Origin of the sequence: Marvinbryantia sp., assembly GCF_047017445.1 — a bacterium.
GTDB lineage: Bacteria > Bacillota > Clostridia > Lachnospirales > Lachnospiraceae > Marvinbryantia.
Window position 1 is genome coordinate 209,721 of sequence record NZ_JBKXTT010000004.1, and the last position, 18,298, is coordinate 228,018.

Sequence of the window (18,298 nt, forward strand, 5' to 3'; positions counted from 1 at the left end):
GCAAAAGTCCCAACTATGATGTTTACCGCTCAATCCCGTCCCGGGCAGGCTGCCCCTTCTGGAACGGATGCTTTCTCATGCAGATTTCCGATACATAATCCGCCCGCGCAAGCAACTCCTCGTCCGGTCCCTGCCCGGTGAGAATGACCTCCAGCTTTTCCGGCTTGTGATCCAGAAAATCGAGCACCAATGCCTCGTCCAGAAGCCCCGCCCGGATGGTATAGATCACCTCGTCCAGAAACAGCACGTCAAACTGCTCATCCCGCGCCTTCTCCGTCACCATCTTTAGCTGCTGCGCATAAAACTGCCGCCGTTCCTTTTTTTCTTCCTCTGTCATCTGAAAGCTGAATTTCTCTTCCTCCAGCCCGTCCACGATCGTAATATTTTCAACCTTTTCAAGCACCTTCCGCTCGCTTGTGCGATTGTTTTTCATAAACTGGTAGATCAGCACCCTGTAGCCATATCCGGCTGCGCGCACGCAAAGCCCCATGCCAGTGGTCGTCTTGCCCTTACCGTCCCCGCAGTAAATATGAACCAGACCTGTCGTTTTCATTGCCATCTGCGATCTTCCTTTCCATCTGATTTTTCTAATATAAGCAGAGTCTCTACCTAAATAGTATATCACGCTTCTTTGTCTTTGCAATGACGTTTTCATCGCAACAATTACTTGACAAAAAAGAGAACCGGCGTTATTATTACCAATGGTAATTATCTTTGATAATAATTTAAGGAGATTTGGTATGACTGTTGAGAAAATAAAGGAGATGCTGGACGCCTGTTATCAGGCAAAACGGATCCGCGATATGCTTCCGCCACTGCCGGCGGGCGTTACGCCATCTTACATACAATATCTTGATGTTATTGAAAAGCTGGAATGCCGGGGCGTCCGGGTAAAGATTTCCGACATCAGCAGTGCGCTGGGACTTCCAAGACCGGGCGTGACCAGGACGGTCAAGGAAATGGAAAATAAGGGGTATCTGACGAAAATCGCGTCTGCGGAAGATGGGCGCATTATCTATATTTCCATGACAGAATCCGGGAAACAGTTGTCGTACAGATATAACGAGCAGTATTTCGGCGTCCTGGCGCCGCATCTTGCCGATATTTCCGAAGAGGACGCAGACTGTATGATCCGGATTATGGAAAAATTTTATCGTGGAACGTGTGAGTGGAGGGATTCTTTCTATGAATGAGAAAACAGATTTTACACAGGGCAGTATTTTGAAAAAGCTGGCATATTTTATGATCCCGATTTTAGGTGCGCTGGTGCTGCAGGCGGCATATGGGGCGGTGGATCTGCTGGTGGTGGGAAGATTCGGTTCCACCTCCGGGCTTTCCGCGGTTTCCACCGGCAGTCAGGTACTGAATCTTGTTACCTTTGTGGTTACGCAGCTTGCAATGGGCATTACCGTTCTGATCGCCCGCTATCTGGGAGAAAAGCGTTCGGAAGCGATCGGCCCGGTCATTGGCGGTGCAGAGGTTGTGTTTGCACTGATCTCTGCGGGGCTTTTTGTTCTGATGGTATGCTTTGCACGTCCGATCTCGGTCCTGATGCAGGCTCCGGCGGAGGCGGTCGATCTGACGTCCGGCTACGTGCGCATTTGCGGAAGCGGTATTTTCTTTATCGTGGCATATAATCTGCTTTCCTCTGTTTTCAGAGGTCTGGGAGACAGCAGATCGCCGCTGCTCTTTGTACTGATCGCCTGTGTGGTCAATGTGATCGGCGATCTGGCGTTGGTTGCCGGGCTGCACATGGATGCGGCCGGCGCGGCGCTTGCGACAGTTTTTGCGCAGGCGGTCAGCGTGGTGTGCGCCGTGGTAATGCTTGTGAAAAAAGGGCTTCCGTTTACCATTACCAAAAAAGATTTCCGGCTGAATCCGCAATGCCGGAAGTTTCTGGGCATCGGGCTGCCGCTGGCGCTGCAGGAATTTCTGACGCAGGTTTCTTTCCTGGCCCTGTGTGCGTTTGTGAACCGTCTTGGGCTGGAGGCTTCTTCCGGCTACGGTGTTGCCTGCAAGATTGTAAATTTTGCCATGCTGATTCCAAGCGCGCTGATGCAGTCGATGGCGTCCTTTGTTTCTCAGAATGTGGGAGCCGGAAATACAAAGCGGGCGAAACGCGCGATGTTTACCGGTATTGGCGTGGGACTGGTATTTGGTTGTGCCGTATTTGCCCTTGTTATGCTGAAAGGCGATGTGCTGGCGGGATTCTTCTCCACGGATGCTGCGGTTGTTCAGAAGGGATTTGAGTATCTGAAAGGCTTTGCGCCGGAAACGATCCTGACGGCTGTCCTGTTCAGCATGATCGGCTATTTTAACGGAAACGATAAGACGCTCTGGGTTATGGTGCAGGGGCTTGTCCAGACGCTTCTGGTACGGCTGCCAATGTCTTATTTTATGAGTATCCAGCCCAACGCCAGTCTGACCTGGATCGGGCTGGCAGCTCCGACATCTACAGCCGTGGGGATCTTATTAAATATTGTATTTTATATATACTTAAATAAGAAAACGCCGGGAAAGCGTGCTCAGAAAGCGTAGACTGTTTTCTATAATTATTGTGCAAATAATGTTACGAGATCCGCCGGTCGTCTGATCCGGAAATCCGGGTTTTCCACACTGCCAAATCCGTATTCTGCAAAGACGAAGGGAATCCCGGCCTCCCTGCAGGCGTCGGCGTCGCCCTGGGTATCGCCAACATACACCGGATCTGTTAGATTATTTTCGCGCATCAGCCGCAGGATGGACTGTCCCTTGGAGGTGCCGGTCTGTCCGAAGCAGAGATGATCTTTAAAATATTTGCCGTAACCGGTTTTTCGGAAAAGCAGCTCGATATAGCCGAGCTGACAGTTGCTTACAATGTAGAGCGGGTACTTTGCAGAGAGCGCTTTTAAGGCTTCCTCCAGTCCTTCGTATACCGTGCCCGGCTTTTTCTCAAGCTCCGCATGCTCCTGCCTGAAACACATTTCTGCGAGCGCGCGCTGGCGCTCATAGGGGATGGACGGGAGCAGCGTGGAAAAAATCACATCCATCGGTTTTCCGAAAAGCTGCTTTAGATCATCCGGCGTCACACGGACCGGCAGATCAGTGTTTTCGCTGATCGTGCGGTTATAGGCAACGGCAACCACATCTGTAGAATCCCAGATCGTTCCGTCTACATCAAAAATAATTCCATCCATGATTTCTCTCCTTATACGTCTTTATGATAGAGGGCGCGGCAGCAAAAACTGCCCGCAGGAATCCCGTTTGTGCGGAATTGCCCTCGGACAGTTTATCATAAAAAGAATGAAATCTCAACGGTATCCTACATTTCTAATATCACTGCCTGATAACCTGCAAGGTGCAGTGTCGTGCCGTCCGTGTCAAGCTGCTTTAGATTATTCAGCACTACGTTTTTATACGGCGCATCAAGCGTGACGGTCTGCGGCTCTTTCTGATAGTTTGCGATGACGAGCAGCGTCTGAGCTTCGCCGCGGCGGTAGAATGCCATCAGATTGTGACGGTCCTCCCACACCGGTTCCAGGTTTCCGCAAACGATGGTGTCCGCGTACTGCGGATTTTTGCGCAGCGCCGTCAGCTTTTTATAGTAGTTGAACACGGAATCTTCGCGGCTCATCTGCTCGGCGGCGTTGATCTGCGTGTAGTTTGGATTTATGCGCAGCCACGGTGTACCGCTTGTGAAACCAGCGTTTTCGCTGGCATCCCACTGGAATGGGGTACGGGCGTTGTCGCGGCTGAGACGGTTGACTGCTTTCAGCGCTTCTTTGGGGGAAAGGCCGGCTTTTAAGGCAACCTGGTATTCATCAAGCGTGCTGATATCGTTCACCTCGTCGATGGAGGCGAATGTGAGATTTTCCATGCCAAGCTCCTGTCCCTGGTAGAGGAAGGGAAGCCCTTTGAGCATGAAGGAAATCGTTCCGAGCATCTTTTTGCTCGCCTCGCAGCAGTCGCCCTCCGGGATGTAGCGGCTGACACCGCGCGGCTCGTCGTGATTCTCAATAATATTGGAAAGAAAACCGATATCCGCTATTTTGCGCTGACTCTCAAAGCAGCAGCGCTTGTAGTCATCTGGCGTGATCACCTGACTGTCATACCAGCCCTTTGCGCTTCCGCCGAAAATCGTCTCGTTAAAATCGAACATGGTGGAAAAACAGCCGTTATCGCCGATGAAATCCGGCAACTCATCCGGCTTTTCGTTAAACACCTCGCCGACGGAAAAGGCGTTGTGCGGCTTGAAGGTGTTATCCGACATTTCATGCAGGAAATCGAGAACGCCCTGCGCGTCTTCCAACATGTAGTGGATCGAGGAAAGTCCGTCCTCACGGTCGACCGGATAATCCTTAAACGGCAGCGCTTTTTTGATATTGATGATCGCGTCGATGCGGAATCCGGCAACGCCCTTGTCCAGCCACCAGTTGATCATCTTGTAGATTTCCTGACGCACTTTTGGATTTTCCCAGTTTAGATCCGGCTGCTTTTTGTGGAACACATGCAGGTAATATTTGTCGGTTCCCGGAATCTGTTCCCAGACCGGACCGCCGAAGTAAGAGCGCCAGTTGCACGGCAGCTTCCCGTCTTTGCATTCTTCAATATAAAAATATTTTCCGTAAGGACCGTCCGGATCGGCGAGCGCCTTTTGGAACCACTCATGCTCATCTGAGCAGTGATTTACCACCAGGTCAAGGACGATGTACATATCACGCTTTTTTGCCTCGGCAAGCAGTTCGTCCATATCCTCCATGGTTCCGAAGCGCGGGTCGATGTTGTAATAGTCGGAAATATCGTAGCCCTGATCCGCCAGCGGGGAACAGAAGCAGGGGGAGATCCAGACGATATCCACACCGAGATCCTTTAAATAATCGAGCTTTTCAATAATTCCGCGAAGGTCGCCGATACCATCTCCATTGGTATCGCGAAAGCTCTTCGGGTAAATCTGATAGGCAACCTTTCCGTGCCACCATTTTTTCTGCATAATCAAATCCTCCGTTCAAAATTGGTGAGAACCGGATGCGTCCCGTTCTGAATGATGAGTACAGTATAATTCCGCTGTGGACAAAAATCTTCTGCAAATATGACTAAAAATTACGAAATATTGACTTTCTCGCTCCCCTTCCGGTATTGCAGAGGCGTGCACCCGCACACCAGCCGGAAGGTACGCATAAAATTGCCCAGATTATTGAAGCCGCTTTCCAGTGCGATTTCTGTTACAGAATGGTCGGTTTCTTTTAGAAGGCGGCAGGCGTACCGGATACGCATCTCATTTAAATAGGTAATTGGCGGTCTGCCGATGATTTTTTTGAAGAAGCGGCAGAAATACTGCTCGTTCATATTTGCCTGGGCGGCAAGCTCCTGCATGGTGACTTTTTCAGTCATGTGCGCCTGCATGTAAGAGAGCGTTTTTTTGACGGTGTCCACCCGTCTGTCTGCTGTCATCTGGGAGGCGGCAAGAAGCTTCTGCTCGGAAAAGGCTGCAAAAATATTTAAAAGCGACGCTTTGGCGCGCATATATTGCGGGAGACTGCTTACACGATATTGGCTGCGGCGGCTGGAAGCATCGGAGGGAAGCCCGGCGGCATCTGCAATCTGCAGAAATTCGCGCTTCAGAACGGCGAAGCAGGGATTTTGGCGGAAAATCGGTCCCGGAAGCGACAGTGTGCCCTCCGACAGCGGCTGCACAAGCTTTTCCTGCACCGGGTCGGCGGCAAAAGTGCGCAGCATGGACAGAGAAAAGACGAACGCCATCTCCCGGTAATCCTTTTCTGAATAAATGTAGTGGAGGTCTCCGCTCTTTATCAGACAGAAGCACTCCTCTTCGATTTCATATTTTTCCATATTGATTTCCAGATGAAAACAGCCCTGCTCAAAATAAATAATCTCCAGCTCCTCATGCCAGTGATGCTTTACCAGAAACGGCATACCGGCAGGCGGCGCGGCGCTGTCCGCCTGGTAACAGGCACAGGGAAAAGCGGCGGTGCCGTGCAGACGGTTTTCTTTTAAGGGCGTGATGTCAGAATGCTTCATAGATACCTCCTTCCTGCACTTGTAATCAGGCAAAATAATCCGTCCGATATTGCGGGAAATGCTGACTCCGGCGGATTTTAGGGGTGGAGCGGTTGAAGAGACTGTATCATATATTGGGGATGCTGGCAAGAGTAATAACAGGATAAAAAGTGTGAAAGCTATCAGATCAATATTCATAAAATACTTGTACTTTTGAAAAAAGAGTGCTATGATGTTTGTAACTTCATAAGAGCAACAGGTGCAGAAAACGGCAAAGCCGCGATCTGTTAAAAGGGAAACAGGTGAAAATCCTGTACGATCTCGTCACTGTGAGCAGGGAGTGCAAAACAAAGCGCGTTTGGCGCAGTCACTGGGCAACCGGGAAGACAGTTTTTGCATGAGGATCTGCAAGCCAGGAAACCTGCCTGCTGCTGGTACGGGACCTGGGAAAACCGGTCCGGATCACGAGTAATTGATTGTACCGTTTTGCATGTTCTGCAGCCGCACGAATCTTTTACTTTTCCATGTAAAAGATTTTTTATTTTGTGGAAAATTTCCGCAGATTTCTGCCAGATAAGAAAGCGTGGAAAGCACATTTTTGCGGTTGTGTATGCTCCTTCTTCCGTGCCGGGTTACATTGCTGATGCAAAAATTTACATACATCAGAGACGGAACAGGATGTTTCGTCTAAAAAATCAAGGAGGATAAGAACATGAAAAACAAAGTATGGAAGCTGTTGGCAGCAGGTGTTGGTGCGGCAACTTTGATGATGGGCGCTGTAGGCGTACAGGCAGAGGATGCAACGGAAGCGGTGACGGAAGCTGTTTCAGAAGCAGCGGAGGATGCGACGGAGGCTGCTGCAGAAGAGGCTGAGGGAGAAGACGAGGAAAACTACGAGACCGGCGACGCTTCCAAGGATAATCCGAGAAACCAGGATGAGATCGGCGAAAAGGAGCTGCTGGTCGTAAGCTTTGGCACAAGCTTCAACGATAACCGTGTGGCAACCATCGGCGCGATCGAGAACGCTATGGAAGAAGCGTTCCCGGAATATTCTGTGAGAAGAGGCTTTACGGCACAGATCATCATCGACCATGTGAAGAACCGTGACGGCGAAGTGATCGACAACTTCGGCGAGGCGCTGAACAGAGCGATCGACAACGGCGTAAAGACGCTGGTTGTACAGCCGACGCATCTGATGAACGGTCTGGAGTACAACGATGTTATCGACGAGCTTGCGCAGTATGCAGAGGAGTTTGAGCAGGTAGCAGTCGGTGAACCGCTTCTTACCTCCGATGAGGACTATCAGGTTGTTATCAACGCGATCACAGAAGATACCAAGGCGCAGGACGACGGCGAGACCGCGATCGTATTCATGGGACACGGCACTGAGGCAGAGTCCAACCAGATCTATGCAACCATGCAGGAAAAGCTGACAGAAGCAGGTTTCGCAAACTACTTTGTAGGTACGGTAGAAGCAAGCCCGTCGCTGGACGATGTGCTTGCAGCAGTACAGGCAGGCGAGTATAAGAAGGTAGTTCTTCAGCCGCTGATGATCGTTGCGGGCGACCACGCAAACAACGATATGGCAGGCGACGAGGACGGCGCATGGAAAAAGACATTTGAGGATGCCGGGTACGAAGTAACCTGCAATCTGAAGGGTCTCGGCGAGATGCCGGCGATCCAGGAGCTGCTGGTTGCACATGCGCAGGCAGCAATCGACAGCCTTGCTGAGTAAGAGATTATGAAAGCTGTGCTTCCGTTCGGGAGCGTGACGGGGCGATGTACGGGCTTTCAAAGTAAGGAACAGAAGGGATATCATCATGAAAAAATTTAAGGCAACGGTGCTGGCTGCGGTTCTCGCAGCCGGTATGATGAGCACACTGGGATGTGCCGAGGAAACAGAGGCTGTGACGGAAGCTGTGACAGAAGCAGCGGAGGGCAGCACGGAGAGCCAGGTGGCGTCGAAGGAGGAAATGGCTCCGGTTGAGGACATTGTGACCGACGACATGGTGCCGGTCTATGCGGATAGCATCAAAGATGGCGTTTACAGCATTAAGGTGGACTCCAGCTCGTCCATGTTCAGTATTGAGGAATGCGAGCTGACGGTGGCGGACGGGAAAATGACCGCTGTCATGACGATGGGCGGAACTGGCTATCTGTATCTCTACATGGGAACCGGCGAGGAGGCTGTCGCTGCGACGGAGGAAGATTACATACCGTTTGTGGAAAATGAAGAGGGTGCGCACACCTTTGAGGTGCCGGTGGAAGCGCTCGATATGGGCGTGGACTGTGCGGCGTTCAGCAAGAAGAAAGAAAAATGGTACGATCGCACGCTGGTATTCCGTGCGGACTCCCTGCCGCAGGATGCTTTTGCGGAAGGAACGATCACGGCGCTTGCAGATTTAGGTCTGGAGGACGGCAGCTATCAGATCGAGGTTTCTCTGGAGGGCGGTTCCGGCAGAGCTACGGTGGAATCCCCGGCGGCGCTTACCGTTGCGGACGGCGCGGCAACAGCTACGATCATCTGGAGCAGCAATTCCTACGATTATATGATCGTAAATGATGAAAAGCTTGAGCCGGTTACGATGGAGGAGCACTCGACCTTTGAGATCCCGGTGACGGGCTTCGACTGGAAGATGCCGGTGGTTGCGGATACGATCGCGATGAGCACCCCGCATGAGATTGAATACACCCTGTGTTTTGATTCAGCAACAATTGAAAAGGCGGAATAATGAAAAAGATTATCTGTTTTTTTCGGACATTTTTGATATCCATGCTTCTGCTGTCCGGCGGCGCTGTCTTAGCGCCGCCGACAGTCGGGGCGGCAGATACGGTGCCGGATTTTGGCAGTATGGAGGCGGAGCGCAGCATGGAGCTTCTCTATGCTGAGCAGTTTTCGGTAGATTATTATGAGGGCGGCTATGCTTTGATCACGATCAAAGAGGGCGGCCGTTTTCTTGTTGTGCCGGATGGCCTGCCGGTGCCGGAAAATCTGGATGCAGACATCGCGGTGATCCGGAAGCCTTTGCAGAACATCTATCTTGTCGCCACATCGGCAATGGATCTTTTCTGTGCTCTGGACGGCACCGACGCGATCGGCCTGTCGGGAACGGACGCTTCCGGATGGTACGTAGAGAAAGCACGCGAGGAAATGGAAAACGGCAATATTCTTTATGCCGGAAAATACAGCGCGCCCGATTATGAGCTGATCCTCTCGAAGGGCTGCGACCTGGCGATAGAATCGACCATGATCTACCACTCGCCGGAGGTGAAGGAAAAGCTGGAGAGCTTTGGGATCCCGGTGCTGGTGGAGCGTTCCAGCTATGAGACGCATCCGCTCGGAAGGACCGAGTGGCTGAAGCTTTACTCCGTTCTTCTCGGCAAAGGGGAGCAGGCGGAGGAACTGTTTGCAGAGCAGGCAGAGAAGCTGGAAGCGGTGTCGTCAGAAGAAAATACCGGGAAAACGGTAGCGTTTTTTTATATCAGCTCCAACGGTTATGTGAACGTAAGAAAGAGCAGCGATTACGTGGCAAAGATGATCGAACTGGCGGGCGGAAAATATATTTTTGACGATCTGGGCGATTCGGAAAACGCGCTTTCCACCATGAACATGCAGATGGAGGAATTTTACGCGAAGGCGAAGGACGCCGATTATCTGATCTACAACAGCACGATTGACGGCGAGCTTTACACGCTGGACGAATTGTTTGCGAAAAGCAATCTGCTGAAGGATTTTAAGGCGGTACAGAACGGGAATGTTTACTGCACCGGAAAGAATCTTTTCCAGGAGACGATGGGGCTTGGCACCATGATCGCCGACATTCACACGATGCTCACGAGCGAAACGGGAGCGGATGAATTTACGTATATGCACAGGCTGAAATAATGCAGCAGTTCAGATGGAATGTTCTGCTGCGGGAGAACAACGTCTGTCCGGCCGGGACAGACAGGATTTGATTTAACAGCGGTAAGGAGCGCGGAAAGCATGAAGCATAAATCTTATATCCGGTATCAGATTTCTTTTATTTTACTATTTGTTCTGCTTGCCGTGCTGTTTTTCTGGAACATCAATTCCGGCAGCATTCAGCTGTCGGCAAAAGAGGTCTGGGATATTATCGTGCACCGGACCGGGGAGGATACCGCCTATAATATCATCTGGGAAATCCGGCTGCCGCGCATTCTGGCGGCGGTTATTCTGGGCGGTGCACTCTCCGTGTCCGGTTTTCTTCTGCAGACCTTTTTCAATAATCCGATTGCGGGACCGTTCGTGCTCGGCATTTCCTCCGGCGCGAAGCTGGTGGTCGCGCTGGTTATGATCTATCTGCTTGGCAGGGGGCTTGTGGCGAGTTCGCAGGTGATGATCCTCGCCGCCTTTGCCGGTTCCATGATTTCCATGGGCTTTATCCTGCTGATCTCTCGCAAGATACACAGCATGTCCATGCTGGTGATCGGCGGCGTAATGATCGGCTATATCTGCTCCGCAGTCACGGATTTCGTGGTGACGTTTGCGGACGATTCCAACATTGTCAATCTGCATAACTGGTCGATGGGCAGTTTCTCCGGCATGTCATGGGACAATATCTCCGTGATGTCGGCAGTGGTTTTTGTGTCGCTTGCCATCACGTTTCTGATGTCGAAGCCGATCGGGGCATACCAGCTCGGCGAAGTCTACGCGCGCAATATGGGCGTCAACATCAAGCTATTCCGCGTGCAGTTGATTTTGCTGTCCAGCATTCTGTCGGCGTGCGTTACCGCCTTTGCAGGTCCGATCTCCTTTGTGGGGATCGCCGTCCCGCATCTCATCAAGAGCCTGCTGAAAACGGCGAAGCCGATCCTGGTGATCCCGGCGTGCTTTCTGGGCGGCGCAGTCTTTTGCCTTTTCTGCGACATGATCGCCCGGACGGTATTTGCCCCCACCGAGCTGTCCATCAGCTCCGTGACAGCGATCTTCGGCGCGCCAGTCGTCATCTATGCGATGTTCGCGCAAAAATCAAGCCGTGCGAAAATGGACTGATGTCTATGCGGCTGCTTGCAGACGCAAGAGACAACAGAGGGGAGTTTTTTATGGACAATTTCTATATTTATACAGACCACATGACGGTCGGCTACAACGGCAGACCTCTGATCCGCGATATTGAAATCAGGGTGCGCCGCGGGGAGATTCTTACCCTCATTGGTCCAAACGGCGCCGGAAAATCAACCATTTTAAAGAGCATTACGAAACAGCTTTCCCTGATTGGCGGCACGGTTTATCTGGAGCAGAAAAATATGAAAGCGATGTCGGACAAAGAGCTTTCGCGCAAGCTGTCGGTGGTGATGACGGACCGCATCCGGCCGGAGCTGATGACCTGCGAGGACGTGGTGGCGGCGGGGCGCTATCCGTACACGGGACGGCTGGGGATCCTGTCGGACAATGACCGGAAAATCGTGCAGGAATCTATGGAGCTGGTACACGCGCAAGAGTTAAAAGACTGCGATTTTACGCAGATCAGTGACGGTCAGCGCCAGCGTATTCTGCTTGCCAAGGCAATCTGCCAGGAGCCGGAAATTATCATTCTGGATGAACCGACTTCGTTTCTGGATATCCGGCATAAGCTGGAGCTGCTGACTATTTTAAAAAAGCTTGTGCGTGAGAAGCAGATCGCGGTCATCATGTCGCTGCACGAGCTGGACCTTGCGCAGAAAATATCCGATACCGTCATCTGCGTGCATGGGGATAAGATTGATAAATACGGGACGCCGGAGGAAATTTTTACGGACAGCTATATCCATAAGCTGTATGGGTTGACAAGCGGCAGCTATAACGCGGATTTCGGCTGCCTGGAAATGGAGCCGCCGCACGGCAGACCGGAAATCTTTGTGATCGGCGGGAACGGGAGCGGTATTGCACAGTACCGCAGACTGGCGCGCGACGGCGTGCCGTTTGCTGCCGGTATTCTTCATGAAAATGATGTCGACTATGAGGTGGCGAAAGCGCTGGCGGCAGAGGTAGTCTGTGAAAAAGCCTTCGAACCGGTCAGCGGGGAAACATACCAGAGGGCTCTTGCCGTCATGAAGAAATGCCGTCAGGTGCTCTGCTGCCTGCAGGAATTCGGAACCCTGAACCAGAAAAACAGGGAGCTTCTGGAGGAAGCAAAGCGGCTGGGAATGGAAATCGGGTGTTGATACCCGCTGGAAGCGGAATTATAATTCTGTTTTTGACAGTTGAGGAAAAATAAAATCGCTGCAATGCCTGAAAATATGGGCAATTTCAAAAAACAGTTGACCCGGATATTTCGGGGGGGGGGTATAATGATTTTGGAAATGAAAAAATACAGGATATTTCCGAGATCAAAGAGGGAGGAACGTACTGTGAAAAAGAAATTAATGACACTTGTATTGTGCGCGGGACTGACATTTGCGGCGCCGTTTGGATGCCTGGCTGCAGAGGAAGCGCCTGCGGAAGCCGCAGGTGAAGAAACGCCGGCAGAGACAGAGAGTGCGGCGGCAGAAGCTGCGGAGGTCGGCGCATATGGGATTACAGATGCCCAGCAGGAGGCTCTTGTGGAGTCTGTGAAAACATCGGTAAAAGAAGGGTTTCTGGATCTCTATCAGATTGCGGAGACAGATTTTCAGCTTACGCCTTACAGTATGGAGGATGCGGCAAACTATGAACAAGACGGCACCTATACGGGAGAGGATCCTTATGAGAGCGCAAGAATGTGGCAGGCGATTGAGGATGCAATTCTCGAAGCAGATGATATAGGTGTATTCATGAATACGGCGCTTGCGGTTGGAATGGACCGAACGGAACTAGCTGATATGATAGTAGAGATGAAGGATCCCGCTTTTGAGGAGGATATGGACACTCAGGCACACAAGAATGGCCACTGGTATGATACTATAACCGGAGAAAAGTATGATCTGGCCAATTCCATATATACAGGAATCGCAAAATATCTTAACGGACTTTCTTCGGAAGAGCGCGCGCAGGTTTTGGCGGGACTGTACGATACATTTGTCGGAGCGAACGAGGATGTACAGGACGTGAACGGAAACTATCTTTCGACTCTGACGCTTTTTGATAAAGTGATCTGTGAAAATATTCAATTTTGAAGGCATATAAGAATTCCCCCGCTCAAGTGTGAAGAGCACTGAGCAGGGGAATTCTTATATGGGAGTTTGATTCTTTTTACAGCCTTCCCATTTTTTTCTGCATGCCTGAGTGGTACCAGGAAAAATAAGCGATTGACTTCCGCACGTCCCTTTTGTATTATAAAAAGAGTTAGGTATAACTAATTGACGATGCAACAGGGAAGAACAGCTCAGAATGTCCGGGCTGTTCCGGGCAGAGACAGAAACGGGGCGGGATTGTGACACAGACAAGAAGCGTGAGCTGGCAGGACGATAAAATAAAGATGGCGGTGTATGAGCCATTTCCGGGGGTGCAGGTGATGAAGGTCTCCGTGCGTGCGCCTGGTTTTATAGAGGAGCGCAGAAAAAGCAACCGGCTGGAAATCAATTTCTGCGTAAGCGGCAGGTTTGAGTGCGAGTTTACAAAACGGGACATCGCTATATTAAAGCCGGGCGATATGGCAATCAGTCTGTTTGACGGAGAGAACGGAATAAACTCATACTCCCGGTTTCCGATGGATTTCTACGAGGGTATCAGCATACTTCTGGATTGCGATATCGCAGAGGAATGGCTGAAGGAGCATCTGGAGGTTTTCGACATCCATCTGCAGATATTAAGAGAGAGGCTGCTGGAAGCGCACTGGTATTGGGCGGGAGAGGCGGGAACTCGCTGCGAGCACGTGTTCCGGGAGCTTTATGACAGCATTGCGTACGAAGAGACCGCCTATATCCGGCTGAAAACGGCGGAGCTTTTCCTGCTGTTGTGCCGGTCTGTGCAGCCGCAGCGGGAAAACGGTTATCTTCCGGGAGGACAGGTGGAACTGGTGAAGCATATCCGGGACCACATGATCACAGACAGCGAGGGTTACTCTTCCACGGAACAGCTCGCCAGAGAGCACGGGATGACGTCCGCGCAGCTTCAGAAGCTGTTCCGGGAGATTTACGGGATGCCGATTTACCGGTATCTGAAGGAATACCGTCTGGAGCGGGCGGCAGTAGAGCTGATAAATACCAGTAATCCGGTGATGGAGGTTGCTTTAAACGCAGGCTTTACCAATGCCAGCAAATTTTCAGAAGGATTCCGGAAGCGGTATAAAATGACGCCCACCGCATACCGGAAGCAGTATAATTTAAATAGAAAACGGGATAGTTCTGTGAAAATGGAGTAGAAAAAGGAAAGACGTCTGCGTATAATATTCTTCAAAAGTTAGTATTAACTAACCAAAAAAGGAGGACATAAGTTTGAAACAAAAAAGTAGTGGATAGACAAGATAAAAAGATACAGCAAACAAGCCATCTTTCGGTGGCTGAAAAATTAAATATAGACACAACACTAATCAAGAAACAGGAATAGCCTCATCTTTGATGATGTAGCCACGTTGTTTAAGCAGATTAAGTGCCTGTGAAGTAGTCAGTATCTTTGATTCGTTCACAGGACGTGATTCGAGGAAACCCTCTGGTGTATATGACTTTAAATCTGTCAGTATGTGCCAGATAGCGGTCAGGATCATACGACAGATGGCAATGATAGCTTTCTTATGACCACGTCGTGCTTTTATACGTCGATAACGGGTAGTAAATTCAGGATGTTTTTTCGATTTGATCAAAGCATTTGCAACTTGCACCAAAACTGGTTTAAAATAAGAACCAGCACGGGAAATCCTGGTGGATTTGATTTTACGATTGCTTTGGTCATTGCGGGGACAACATCCAGCCCATGAAACGAGGTTTTTAGCTGTGGGGAAGACAGACATATCACCTCCGATTTCAGAGAGCACCTGAATCGCAGTCAATGGGTTCTTATCGAATCCTGGTACGGTTCGAATAAGAGCAAGGATTTCTTCGTATTTATCACTGAGACGAAAGATTTCCCGTTCTATTTCTGCTTTGTGTACTTCTAATTCATCGATGTGATTTAAGCATTGTCTGAGTTTTACGGCTTGTTCCGCAGAGATAGCACCATCGACAGCAGCCTGTATTTCTTCGATAGGAGTCTTACATCTGCCGTCTACGAACGGTGTTACATCAAAAGTTTCTCCTGGGTGTTGTAAAATCTGTTCCGTGATGGAACGGGAAGATTTACCAAATATATCAGAGAAGACATCATCTAATTTTAAGTTCGATACAGTAAGGCAGTTATGAGCACGATTCTTCTCACTGGTGATCATGCAGGTGAGCTTGAAACGGTATCTTACCAAATCTCTTAATTCACGGATGTCAGCAGGCGGGATAAAAGAAGCGTTTACCATACCGCACATGTATAGATCACAAATCCATTTGGCATCCTTACGATCTGTCTTATTGCCTTTTTGAGGCTTGGTATATTTGGGATGAGAAAGAGTAACCCAGATGTTATTCTTCTCCAGGATATTAAAAACAGGGATCCAATACTTACCGGTAGATTCCATGCAAACATCATTACAGTTATACTTGACAAGCCAGTCACACAACTCCTGTAATCCTTTCGTGAAGGAAGAAAACCGAGCCTGCTTATATTCAGTACGTTTGTTGGAATCAGTAATACCGATGCAGGCAAAGATCCATGTTTTGTGGACATCAAGTCCACAGCAATTATTTTTAAGAATTTTAAACGACAATCAAATAACCTCCTGAGATTTATAGTCATAAAACTGACAGTGACTGGTCATCCGGCAAAATCGAGTCGACTTTGGAAGAGATAAGTTTACGGGCTACTGTTATGCGCCATTCATTGATGCCTTAACGGATGACCGACAACAAATAAAAATGCGAGGTCGCCGCTATACAGCCCCGCCACTCACCTCCACGTGTTCTGTAGTGTGCCAGTCTTATAAAGTAAATATATCAGAAGGAAGATGGGTTAGAAAAGTGAAAGGTAGCCAATTTGTTTCATGACGCATTGGTGCCTTTCGCAGAAAGGCGGATTATATATATGAAAAAGAAAAATCTGGCGTATTTACTTTGCAGCGCAATGATGCTTACCGCGACGGCGGGATTTACGGCAGGCGCAGAAGAGACGGAGACAGAAGCTGTCGTGGAGGCGGAGAGCGCCGGGGAAACGGAAGGCGAACAGTCGGCGGAGGAGGTACAGGATGCAGACTTCCTCAGTAAGATACAGGGCAGCTATATCGAGCTGTTCCCGGAAATGGCAAAAGAAGAATACCGCGATATCTGGCTGGAAGAAACCGGAGCGATTGTCGGGGAGGACAAGGCGGAGGAGACCACAGATATGCTGCTTGGCATGTGTATGGCGGAAATTTACGGGCAGGAAGCCATCGACGCTTATGCAGAGGACCCGGACAGCATGGCGTTTGACTGCTACTTCCTTGGCGGCGTCAGCGAATTTACAGTAGACGGGGATACCATCAGCGGCGTTGACGAAGAAGGAAACGAGGTTTTCAGCCATACATACGATTATCTGGAAACAGATGAAAACGGATTTTATCTCTATCAGAGCGAGGATGCGGACGCCGGACAGTTCACCTATTTCGCCTTCGCGCCGGACACGATGGACGAAACCTGGCATCTGGAATTCCGTTACTCGGAGGATTTAAGCGATTTGGCAAGCTGGTATGAAGGCGCGTATGCATACTGGAATGTAGGGGCAATCGCGGCGGACTACGACGCGGAAGATATGGAGAATGCCATTCATCTGTTTGCGACAGAGAATCTGGAATAATATGGGGTCGCCCTGGGGACAGAGAAATCCTTTGCTCGGGAATTTACACGCAGAGGATTTCCTGTCAGCGGTGAATAGCCTGTTGGTAAAACTATTTATGACGCAGAATTTTATTCCCGCGAGCAATGAGCCAAGTGCCGTGCTTGCACAAGCATTTGGCGAATGCCGCGAGGGTCAAAGACTAATTAATTTCAAATTCCTGGTCAGGCGTAACAGTTGTATAGGCAGTCAGGCGGGCACTTGGCATTGCGCCGGCATTTGATACCTGCATGGAATGTTACCGGAGCAGCCTGGAAATCTGTGCTTATGGTTCCGTCAGAAGCTCAGATTTTGGAATGCATCCCTTAAATTCTGTTGCGATATGTCAGAGTATTGGTTATAATAAAAACAGTAGCAGAAGCGATAGGAGGGGTGTCTATGTGTACGAAGAATGAACTGGAGCACATCATACAGCAACTGGCACAGATATACCATTCCGTTTATGGCAGAAATCTTGTCCAGGTGATTTTATATGGATCTTATGCAAGGGGAGACTACGATAGTGAGTCGGATGTGGATATTGTTGCAATCGTGCATGGTGAGCGGACGGTATTACAGGAACAGTTAAAGCAGGTATGGGATGCGTCCAGCGAGCTGGAACTGGAATACGATACGGTGCTCTCTCCTACGGTAATTCCATATGAAGAATTTGAGCGGTACAGGGAAGACTTACCGTATTATCGTAATATTGCACAAGAAGGGGTGGTAGTCGTTGCCTGATAATAGAAAAGAATTGATGAATTACCGTCTTGAAAGTGCAAAAGAGCAGTATGGAAAAGCGGAAGAATTTTTAAGCATTTATTTGGCGGGATATGAAAGAATGAATTTCATATCTTGCTTTTTGTTTTGAAGGAAATGGTTTGGATAAGGAAGCGATTCAGACATATTACGGAAGTCGCGTTGCGGAGCGGGAGGATGTGTATTTAAAGAATGACCCAGTACTACCCAGTATGACACGTCTGGGAATGGAAGTTGGGTGGGACACGTCTGGGAATGGAAGTTGGGTGTTGACATCTGCCGGAAATGAAATTATAATGGCAGAAACAAACGGTTATCGGAAAGGAGAAGAAATGAAGAAATAACAGACTTTTTGTAACAGAAAAGATGTCCGGGTGTTCTGCAGGTTGCTGCAGACAGATGTTTTTTTGTTGCCATGCATACGACAAAAACATCCAGTGGACGTTTTTTAGTTGCCATGCATCCGAAGGGAGCTGCCGGTGGCAGGTCCTGTAGGTGTTGCCGGAAGTGGGGTTATGTTCATTTCTTCTCTTTTTTCATGCGTGGATAAGGCGTCCGCCTGCGCCGCAGCGCGGGATAGACGCCCGGCGGTTAAACATATACACGCCGGTAAGCCTTTGCCGACTGACAATGCGTGCGGCGGGTTTCTGCCAGACAGACAAACCGCGCTGGCATACTTTCCAGTGCACGCTGGGGCGTTGTTCAGATGAAAACAGAGAAAGAAAATACCGGTGAGCATCCCTCCTCTGGCAT

The 18,298-nt window shown here is 49.9% G+C and carries 16 protein-coding genes and 1 riboswitch; of the genes, 11 read left to right on the top strand and 5 right to left on the bottom strand.

Going from position 1 to position 18,298, the window contains the following annotated elements; translation table 11 throughout:
• Positions 1-22: 22 nt before the first annotated feature.
• The gene (locus ACLU9Q_RS06335) at positions 23-559 is read right to left on the bottom strand and encodes a cob(I)yrinic acid a,c-diamide adenosyltransferase (RefSeq protein ID WP_308593795.1); all 537 of its coding nucleotides are present in this window, start codon (positions 557-559) and stop codon (positions 23-25) included.
• Between the two features lie 181 nt (positions 560-740).
• Between ACLU9Q_RS06335 and ACLU9Q_RS06340 the strand changes: the two genes are divergently transcribed.
• Together ACLU9Q_RS06340 and ACLU9Q_RS06345 are read left to right on the top strand one after the other, a co-directional pair.
• A complete protein-coding gene (locus ACLU9Q_RS06340) occupies positions 741-1,193 on the top strand; it encodes a MarR family winged helix-turn-helix transcriptional regulator (protein WP_412624771.1) in 453 nt (150 codons plus the stop codon).
• Entirely contained in the window at positions 1,186-2,538 is a 1,353-nt protein-coding gene (locus tag ACLU9Q_RS06345) for an MATE family efflux transporter (protein WP_412624773.1), read from the top strand. The genes ACLU9Q_RS06340 and ACLU9Q_RS06345 overlap by 8 nt, the downstream gene beginning before the upstream one ends.
• Positions 2,539-2,552: 14 nt before the next feature.
• On the opposite strand, the gene ACLU9Q_RS06350 is transcribed toward ACLU9Q_RS06345, so the two are convergent.
• The 3 genes from ACLU9Q_RS06350 to ACLU9Q_RS06360 all read right to left on the bottom strand — a co-directional run bounded on the left by ACLU9Q_RS06350 (position 2,553) and on the right by ACLU9Q_RS06360 (position 6,018).
• Positions 2,553-3,176: an HAD family hydrolase gene (locus ACLU9Q_RS06350; protein WP_412624775.1), complete on the bottom strand. Its 624-nt coding sequence runs from the start codon at positions 3,174-3,176 to the stop codon at positions 2,553-2,555.
• Positions 3,177-3,301: 125 nt separating this feature from the next.
• Positions 3,302-4,969: a glycoside hydrolase family 13 protein gene (locus ACLU9Q_RS06355; protein ID WP_412624776.1), complete on the bottom strand. Its 1,668-nt coding sequence runs from the start codon at positions 4,967-4,969 to the stop codon at positions 3,302-3,304.
• 110 nt (positions 4,970-5,079) lie between these two features.
• Positions 5,080-6,018 carry an AraC family transcriptional regulator gene (locus ACLU9Q_RS06360; protein ID WP_412624778.1) on the bottom strand — a complete coding sequence of 313 codons (939 nt, stop codon included), beginning with the start codon at positions 6,016-6,018 and terminating at the stop codon, positions 5,080-5,082.
• 219 nt (positions 6,019-6,237) lie between these two features.
• Positions 6,238-6,441, top strand: a riboswitch (cobalamin riboswitch).
• Between the two features lie 322 nt (positions 6,442-6,763).
• On the opposite strand from ACLU9Q_RS06360, the gene ACLU9Q_RS06365 reads away from it, so the two are divergent.
• The 7 genes from ACLU9Q_RS06365 (at position 6,764) to ACLU9Q_RS06395 (ending at position 14,279) form a co-directional block, all read left to right on the top strand.
• The gene (locus ACLU9Q_RS06365; RefSeq protein ID WP_412624817.1) at positions 6,764-7,732 is read left to right on the top strand and encodes a sirohydrochlorin cobaltochelatase; all 969 of its coding nucleotides are present in this window, start codon (positions 6,764-6,766) and stop codon (positions 7,730-7,732) included.
• Positions 7,733-7,817: 85 nt separating this feature from the next.
• Positions 7,818-8,729 carry a hypothetical protein gene (locus tag ACLU9Q_RS06370; RefSeq protein ID WP_412624780.1) on the top strand — a complete coding sequence of 304 codons (912 nt, stop codon included), beginning with the start codon at positions 7,818-7,820 and terminating at the stop codon, positions 8,727-8,729.
• A complete protein-coding gene (locus ACLU9Q_RS06375; RefSeq protein ID WP_412624782.1) occupies positions 8,729-9,883 on the top strand; it encodes an ABC transporter substrate-binding protein in 1,155 nt (384 codons plus the stop codon). The genes ACLU9Q_RS06370 and ACLU9Q_RS06375 overlap by 1 nt, the downstream gene beginning before the upstream one ends.
• Positions 9,884-9,982: 99 nt before the next feature.
• Positions 9,983-11,011: a FecCD family ABC transporter permease gene (locus tag ACLU9Q_RS06380; protein WP_296834498.1), complete on the top strand. Its 1,029-nt coding sequence runs from the start codon at positions 9,983-9,985 to the stop codon at positions 11,009-11,011.
• Between the two features lie 50 nt (positions 11,012-11,061).
• Complete coding sequence (locus ACLU9Q_RS06385) at positions 11,062-12,162, top strand: ABC transporter ATP-binding protein (protein ID WP_296834524.1); 1,101 nt, start codon at positions 11,062-11,064, stop codon at positions 12,160-12,162.
• Positions 12,163-12,348: 186 nt separating this feature from the next.
• Positions 12,349-13,092, top strand: a complete 744-nt coding sequence (locus tag ACLU9Q_RS06390) for a hypothetical protein (protein WP_296834496.1) — start codon at positions 12,349-12,351, stop codon at positions 13,090-13,092.
• 257 nt (positions 13,093-13,349) lie between these two features.
• Positions 13,350-14,279, top strand: a complete 930-nt coding sequence (locus ACLU9Q_RS06395; protein WP_296834494.1) for a helix-turn-helix transcriptional regulator — start codon at positions 13,350-13,352, stop codon at positions 14,277-14,279.
• A gap of 168 nt (positions 14,280-14,447) precedes the next feature.
• Here the strand turns inward: ACLU9Q_RS06395 and ACLU9Q_RS06400 are convergent, their stop codons facing one another.
• Positions 14,448-15,707, bottom strand: coding sequence for an IS110 family transposase (locus tag ACLU9Q_RS06400; RefSeq protein WP_296906396.1), 1,260 nt, complete (start codon positions 15,705-15,707; stop codon positions 14,448-14,450).
• A 314-nt stretch (positions 15,708-16,021) separates the two neighbouring features.
• On the opposite strand from ACLU9Q_RS06400, the gene ACLU9Q_RS06405 reads away from it, so the two are divergent.
• Positions 16,022-16,768, top strand: coding sequence for a hypothetical protein (locus ACLU9Q_RS06405; RefSeq protein ID WP_296834492.1), 747 nt, complete (start codon positions 16,022-16,024; stop codon positions 16,766-16,768).
• Between the two features lie 417 nt (positions 16,769-17,185).
• Positions 17,186-17,527, top strand: a complete 342-nt coding sequence (locus ACLU9Q_RS06410; protein ID WP_296834490.1) for a nucleotidyltransferase domain-containing protein — start codon at positions 17,186-17,188, stop codon at positions 17,525-17,527.
• The last annotated feature ends 771 nt before the right edge of the window (positions 17,528-18,298 follow it).